The organism is Sphaerisporangium sp. NPDC005288 (genome assembly GCF_040607475.1).
GTDB lineage: Bacteria > Actinomycetota > Actinomycetes > Streptosporangiales > Streptosporangiaceae > Sphaerisporangium > Sphaerisporangium rhizosphaerae.
In genome coordinates this window covers 20460-27077 of the sequence record NZ_JBEXGT010000071.1, presented here as the reverse complement: position 1 = coordinate 27077, position 6618 = coordinate 20460, and the positions used below count along the sequence as shown (strand labels likewise).

Annotated in this window: 6 protein-coding genes and 1 pseudogene; all 7 read left to right on the top strand. The window is 71.4% G+C overall.

What is annotated here, in order from left to right; all coding sequences use genetic code 11:
* Positions 1–346, top strand: a pseudogene (locus ABZU32_RS38760) (hypothetical protein); the annotation flags it as partial.
* A gap of 246 nt (positions 347–592) precedes the next feature.
* Positions 593–2968: a nitrate- and nitrite sensing domain-containing protein gene (locus ABZU32_RS38755; protein WP_354931210.1), complete on the top strand. Its 2376-nt coding sequence runs from the start codon at positions 593–595 to the stop codon at positions 2966–2968.
* A 112-nt stretch (positions 2969–3080) separates the two neighbouring features.
* Positions 3081–3509, top strand: coding sequence for a roadblock/LC7 domain-containing protein (locus tag ABZU32_RS38750; protein ID WP_354843777.1), 429 nt, complete (start codon positions 3081–3083; stop codon positions 3507–3509).
* Entirely contained in the window at positions 3506–3895 is a 390-nt protein-coding gene (locus tag ABZU32_RS38745) for a DUF742 domain-containing protein (protein ID WP_354843779.1), read from the top strand. Before ABZU32_RS38750 ends, ABZU32_RS38745 begins: the two co-directional genes overlap by 4 nt.
* Positions 3876–4484 (top strand): ATP/GTP-binding protein, encoded by a 609-nt coding sequence (locus tag ABZU32_RS38740; RefSeq protein WP_354843782.1) that lies wholly within the window; start codon positions 3876–3878, stop codon positions 4482–4484. The genes ABZU32_RS38745 and ABZU32_RS38740 overlap by 20 nt, the downstream gene beginning before the upstream one ends.
* A gap of 163 nt (positions 4485–4647) precedes the next feature.
* Positions 4648–5442, top strand: coding sequence for an SDR family oxidoreductase (locus ABZU32_RS38735; RefSeq protein WP_354931207.1), 795 nt, complete (start codon positions 4648–4650; stop codon positions 5440–5442).
* 317 nt (positions 5443–5759) lie between these two features.
* The gene (locus ABZU32_RS38730; protein WP_354931204.1) at positions 5760–6584 is read left to right on the top strand and encodes an aldo/keto reductase; all 825 of its coding nucleotides are present in this window, start codon (positions 5760–5762) and stop codon (positions 6582–6584) included.
* Positions 6585–6618 lie beyond the last annotated feature (34 nt).

The following is a 6618-nucleotide window of genomic DNA, read 5'->3' as shown; positions in this document are numbered from 1 at the left end:
CCGCGTCGAGCGCGACCGCGTGCGGCGGGCGGTGCGCTGGGTGCTGTCGGGGCAGCGGGCGGACGGCGCGTGGGGGCTGTGGCGGGGCACGGCGGAGGAGACCGCCTATGCCATGCAGACGCTGCTGCTCTGCGAGTCGGCGCGCGAGGAGCCCGGACGCGACCGCGCGGTCGCCTCCGGGCACGCCTACCTGTTGCGCGCGGGCGAGGACGAGCCGTGCACGCCCATGTGGCACGACAAGGATCTGTACACGCCGCTCGCGGTCGTCCGCGCGGCGATCATCGGCGCACTGCATCTCGCGGGACGTGACGCGACGGTGGCACCGCATCTGAAATCCGCCCATTAATGCGACTAACCGGACACCATACGGGAGACGTCACCATATAGGACCATCCTTAACTGCCATGTTTACTGGTGCTGACAGCAGGAGCGTGTGACCGGTTTTCCTCCATGCTAAGGTTCCGGGGGCGACACGGTGAAATGCCCGCTTCGACGCGATACCCATGCAATAACATGCTTCGACACCGGTTTCACCGATATCATGCGCCCTGACGGCACGGAGGGCTTCCTGACTTTGGCCAGGGATGGAGTTATGCGCTTCCACAATCCGCGGGTACGTGCCAAGGTCACGGCTCTGCTGATATCACTCGTGGCGCTCTGGAGTTTCGCGGCGTGGGTGACCTTCCGCGAGGGCCTGAACCTGCTGTGGGTGAACACACTCGACACCAACGTGTCCCAGCCGGCCGAGCGGTTGATCACCGAGCTCCAGCGCGAGCGCCTGCTGACCACGGTCGCGCTGGGCGAGGACGACCTCCGCGACCGGCCGAGCGGGACGCTCACCACCCAGCGCGCGCGCACGCTGGCGGCGGGAGAGACCTTCCACCGCCTGATCGGCGACGCCAGCGTGCGCCGCGCGGCGAGCGACGTCGTGCTGCGCCGCATCGCGGCGGCCGACCAGTCGCTCCAGCGCCTGGTGCCCCTGCGCAAGCGCATCGACGCCGACCAGATCGACCGCCACGCCGCGGGCGACGCCTTCACCCAGGTCGTCGAGGCGGTCTACAACATCTACGACGCGCTGGCCGGCCTGGACGACCAGGACTTCGCCAAGGACACCCGCACCCTCGTCGCGATGGCGCGGGCCAAGGAGCTGATCTCGCAGGAGGACGCGTTCGTCGCCGGCGCGCTGGCGGCGGGCGGGCTCACCCCGGCCGAGGCGGTCACCTTCAGCCAGATGGTCGGCGCCCGGCGGTACACCCTGGCCGGGGCCTCCTCCGAGCTCCCCACCGTGGAGCACGCCGCCTTCCAGCGGCTGGAGAACAGCGAGATCTTCAAGCGCTTCCGCTCGACCGAAGACCAGCTCATCCGGGAAGGCATGGGCGGCGGCCCCCCGCCCGTCGGGGCGGAGACGTGGAGATCGTCGGCCGAGAGCATCCTCTCCCAGCTCGACCGGCTCATCCAGGACAGCGGAGACGCCCTGGTCGAGCGGGCCACGCCCCTCGCGGTCGGCGTCATCGTCCGCCTGGTGCTCATGGGAGGTCTCGGCCTGCTGGCGGTCATCGCGTCCATCATGCTGTCGATCACCACGGCCCGCGCGCTGGTGCGGCGGCTGGAGGAGCTGCGCGCCGCCGCCCTGGAGCTGGCCTCGCAGAGGCTGCCGAGCGTCGTGGAGCGTCTCGGCCGGGGCGACGACGTGGATGTCAAGGCCGAGGCGCCGCCGCTCGCGGTCGGCAACGACGCCATCGGGCAGGTGGGCCAGGCGTTGAACATCGTCCAGGAGACGGCCATCGCGGTCGCGGTGGGGCAGGCCGAGCTGCGGCGCGGCTACCGGGGCATCCTGCTCAGCCTGGCCCGGCGCACCCAGTCGCTGGTCCACCGGCAGCTCACCATCCTCGACGCCATGGAGAAGCGGGAGACCGAGCCGGGCGAGCTGGCCGACCTGTTCCGGGTCGACCACCTGGCCACCCGCATGCGGCGCAACGCCGAGAACCTCATCGTCCTGTCCGGCGCCTCCCCCGGCCGCGCCTGGCGGCGCTCGGTGCCGATGGTCGACGTGGTCCGCGGCGCGCTCGCCGAGGTGGAGGACTACACCCAGGTCACGCTGATGCCCATGGGCGAGGCGCAGCTCGCCGGCCGGGCCATCGGCGACGTCATCCACCTGCTCGCCGAGCTGATCGAGAACGCCGTCTCCTTCTCCCCGCCGTACGCCTCGGTGCAGGTCAGCGGCCAGGAGGTCGCCAAGGGATACGTCGTGGAGATCGAGGACCGCGGTCTCGGCATGCCCCCGGACGAGCTGGCCGCGGCCAACGAGCGCATCGCCGACCCGCCCGAGTTCAAGCTGAGCGGCACGCCCCGCCTCGGCCTGTACGTGGTCAGCCGCCTGGCCTCGCGGCACAAGATCAGGGTCACGCTGAAGTCCTCTCCGTACGGCGGCACGACCGTCGTCGTCCTGATCCCCCGCGAGTTGATCGAGTCCGACTCCGACATCGAGCCCGACATCGAGCCCGCCATCGAGCCGGACGCGGCGCCCGCCGGCGTGCCGCTGAACGGCGTGCCGGAGCCCCGGCAGGGAGGGCACAGTCCGACCGGGGAGGTTCCCGTGCACGCCGCCGACGATCCCGAGGATTCCCGTCCATCGCTGCTGACGGTGGCCCCGCGGTGGGACGACCCGCCCGTCCACGAGCTGCCGGACCTGCCGGCGCCCCCGCCCGAGCGGCCCGCCTACACCCCCTCCGGGCTGCCCAGGCGCGTCGCGCAGGCGCACCTGGCGCCGGAGCTGCGCGAGCAGCCCCCGCCGCCGGTCCCGGCCGCCGCCGAGGAGGACGACGAGCTGTCGCCGGAGGACCTGCGGCGGCTGATGGGCTCCTTCCAGAGCGGCACGCAACGCGGCCGTTCCGACGCCGCCAGGCTGCCGCGCCGCCTGGACGCCACCCCGACACGGGAGGACGAACCTCCGACCGCATCCCCGTGAGCCCGCGGACCACGGCCGCGGGTGACCGAACTCCGCCTCGCCAGGTGACCGCCGGAGAGCAATGGAGACGACGTAGTGAACAGTGTGAGCCGGTAAAAGAGGACAGCGAGTGATGCAAAGGACGAGTTCCCCCGCCGACCTGGCCTGGTTGCTGGACGACCTGGTCGAGCGGGTGAGGGAAGCCGAGCACGGGATCGTTCTGTCCACCGACGGGCTGCTCCTGGCCACATCGCAAGGCCTCACGCGGGCCGACGCCGAGCACCTGTCCGCGGTGGCGGCGGGGATCCAGAGCCTGGCCCAGGGGGCCAGCGAGCGCTTCGTGGGCGGAGCCGTACGGCAGACCATCATCGCGATGAAGTCGGCCTACCTTGTCGTGACCGTGGCCGGAGAGGGCGCCTGTCTGGCCGTCCTGTGCGCCGGCGACGCCGATGTGGGCCTGGTCGCCTACGAGATGGCCATGCTTGTGACCCGTGTCGGGCAGTACCTCACCTCGCCCGCCCGCTCCGACGGCGCCGCCAGAAGGGAAGGGGGCGGCACATGACGCACCTGTCCGACGACCCGGCCGAGGAGCAGTGGCTCGACGACGAGGCCGGGCGCATCGTCCGCCCGTACGTGATGACGCGCGGGCGCACCGAGCCGAGCCGGGGCCGTATCGACCTGATCACCCTGGTGGTGACCCTGAACACGGCGCCCGCGGCCGAGCCCGGCCTCGGCCCCGAGCACCACACCATCGTCAGGCTGTGCGAGCGGCCGTTGTCGGTCGCCGAGATCGCCGCCCACCTGGACCTGCCGGCCGGCACCGTCCGCGTCCTGCTGGGCGACCTCGTGGACCGAGGGCTCGTCGCCATCCAGGAGCCCGCGCGTGAGACGGACGTTCTCGACCTGGAAACCTACAAGGCGGTGCTCAATGGACTCCGTACGCTCTGACGTCGGCGCGGCGCGCGCCAAGCTGCCCACGGCGATCAAGATCCTGATCGCGGGCGGGTTCGGGGCAGGCAAGACGACCATGGTGGGCTCGGTGTCGGAGACGCGCCCGCTGCGCACCGAGGAGACGCTCACCGACCGGGGTGTCGGCGTGGACGACCTGTCGGGCGTGGAGGAGAAGAAGACCACCACGGTCGCGATGGACTTCGGCCGCATCTCCATCGGCGACGCCCACGTGCTGTACCTGTTCGGCACCCCGGGCCAGGAGCGATTCTGGTTCGTGTGGGACGAGCTGGCGCTGGGCGCGATGGGCGCCGTGGTGATCGCCGACACCCGCCGCCTGGCCGACTGCTTCCCGTCGGTGGACTACTTCGAGCGGCGCGGCACGCCGTTCATCGTCGCGGTCAACTGCTTCGAGGGCGCCAGGCGTTACGACCTGCAGGAGATCCGCATGGCGCTCGACCTCGGCCCCGCCACACCCGTGGTCCTCTGCGACGCGCGGCAACGGGAGTCGAGCAAGAACGTGCTGGTCACACTGGTGCAGCACGCGATGCGCACCCGCACCGGCGCCGAGGAGCCGGTCGCCGGCTGACCGGCACCACGGCTCCTGGCCGGGCGTGGCGGACGGCGGCCACGGCCCGGCTCCGATGTCCGGACATGTGATGGTGTACGCCGAATGTCGGCGTTTGCAATAGGCGGCGCGCGCAACTACCGTCAGGACGGTACCGCTGAACGCGATCGTCTGGAGCCTCGCCATGCACATCGACCTGACCGGCCGCACCGCACTCGTCACCGGGTCCACGTCGGGCATCGGCCAGGCCATCGCCACCGCCCTCGCCCGGGCCGGCGCCGGCGTCGTGGTCAACGGCCGCGACGAGCGGCGCACCGAGGACGCCGCCGCCGCGATCGGCGAGGCGAGCGGCAACCCCGGCGTCCGTGCGGTGGCCGCCGACGTGGCCACCGAGGAAGGCGCGGACACGCTGTTCGCCGCCGCGCCCGAGGTCGACATCCTGGTGAACAACACCGGCGTCTACGGCCCGGCGCCGGTGTTCGAGATCCCCGACTCCGAGTGGCGGCGCTACTTCGAGGTCAACGTCCTCAGCGGCGTGCGCCTGGCGCGGCTGTACGTACCGCGCATGGTCGAGCGGGGCTGGGGCCGCGCGATCTTCATCAGCAGCGACTCGGCGATGATGACGCCCACCGAGATGGTCCACTACGGCATGACCAAGACGGCACAGCTCGCGGTCTCGCGGGGCATGGCCCAATCGGTGGCCGGCAGCGGCGTCACCGTGAACTCCGTGCTCGCCGGGCCCACCCTCACCGAGGGGGTTCAGAAGTTCATCGGCGAGCTGTTCGGCGACGAGGTGCCCTTCGAGGAGGCCGAGCGCCGTTTCATCGCCGAGGGACGCCCCACCTCCCTGCTGCGCCGCCTGATCCGCCCGGAGGAGATCGCCAACCTGGTGACCTACCTCAGTTCGGACCTCGCCTCGGCCACCACCGGCGCCGCCCTCCGCGCCGACGGCGGCGTCGTCCCTACCCTGATCCCCTGATAGCCCCCCCGTCCGGGCGACCGGTGGGCCCGGGCGACCGGTGGGCCCGGGCGACCGGTGGGCCCGGACGATCGGGGTGCCGAGCCGGCGGCGATCGGCATTTCCATCGAGAAACACCCGTGTCCTCTCACCGCACTCGGGCCCGTGCCCGATATTTCGGCAAACAGGGCCTTCGGTCGTTTGTCCGGTCCGAGGCCGGGGAGTGCATCACGCGCACCCTGAACGGGGCGTCCGCGGCTTCGCGGAGCCCCGCTCCGTCGGCCGGCGACGACCCGCCGGCCGAGCACCGACCAAGGCGATCACGTAAGGCGATGACCATGACCGGCGTACCCACCATCACGCTCAACAACGACGTGCGGATCCCACAGCTCGGTTTCGGCGTCTTCCAGATCCCGCAGGACGAGACTGTGGCCGCCGTCACCACCGCCTTGAAGTCGGGCTACCGCAGCATCGACACGGCGGCGGCCTACGGCAACGAGCGGGGCGTCGGCCTCGCCCTGGCCGAGTCCGGCCTGCCGCGCGAGGACGTCTTCGTCACCACCAAGCTGTGGAACAGCGCCCAGGGGTACGACTCCACGCTCGCCGCGTTCGACCAGAGCGCCGCCGAGCTCGGCCTGGACCAGATCGACCTCTACCTCATCCACTGGCCCACACCGGCCCGCGACCGCTACCTCGACACCTGGCGCGCGTTCGAGAAGCTGTACGCGGACGGCCGGGTGCGCGCCATCGGCGTGTCCAACTTCCAGCCGGGCCACCTGCGGCGCCTGCTCGACCACTACGAGGTACCCCCGGTCCTGAACCAGATCGAGCTGCACCCGAACCTGCAGCAGGCGGAGCTGCGCGCCTTCCACGCCGAGCACGGCATCGCCACCGAGGCGTGGAGCCCGCTCGCCCAGGGCGGCCTGCTCAAGGACCCCGCCATCACCTCGATCGCCGAGCGGCACGGCAGGACCCCGGCCCAGGTCATCCTCCGCTGGCACCTCCAGCTCGGCTCCATCGTGATCCCCAAGTCCGTCACGCCCGAGCGCATCCGCGAGAACCTGGACGTGTTCGGCTTCGAGCTCACCGGCGACGACATGGCCGCCATCGCCACCCTCGACACCGCCACCCGCACCGGCCCCGACCCCGACACCTTCAACTGACAGTGAGGATGCAGGTGTGCGCCCCCTGGTTGGG

Coding starts and splice junctions, on each gene's coding strand:
- ABZU32_RS38755 (WP_354931210.1), top strand. CDS start 593: ATGCGCTTCCACAATCCGCGGGTACGTGCCAAGGTCACGGCTCTGCTG.
- ABZU32_RS38750 (WP_354843777.1), top strand. CDS start 3,081: ATGCAAAGGACGAGTTCCCCCGCCGACCTGGCCTGGTTGCTGGACGAC.
- ABZU32_RS38745 (WP_354843779.1), top strand. CDS start 3,506: ATGACGCACCTGTCCGACGACCCGGCCGAGGAGCAGTGGCTCGACGAC.
- ABZU32_RS38740 (WP_354843782.1), top strand. CDS start 3,876: ATGGACTCCGTACGCTCTGACGTCGGCGCGGCGCGCGCCAAGCTGCCC.
- ABZU32_RS38735 (WP_354931207.1), top strand. CDS start 4,648: ATGCACATCGACCTGACCGGCCGCACCGCACTCGTCACCGGGTCCACG.
- ABZU32_RS38730 (WP_354931204.1), top strand. CDS start 5,760: ATGACCGGCGTACCCACCATCACGCTCAACAACGACGTGCGGATCCCA.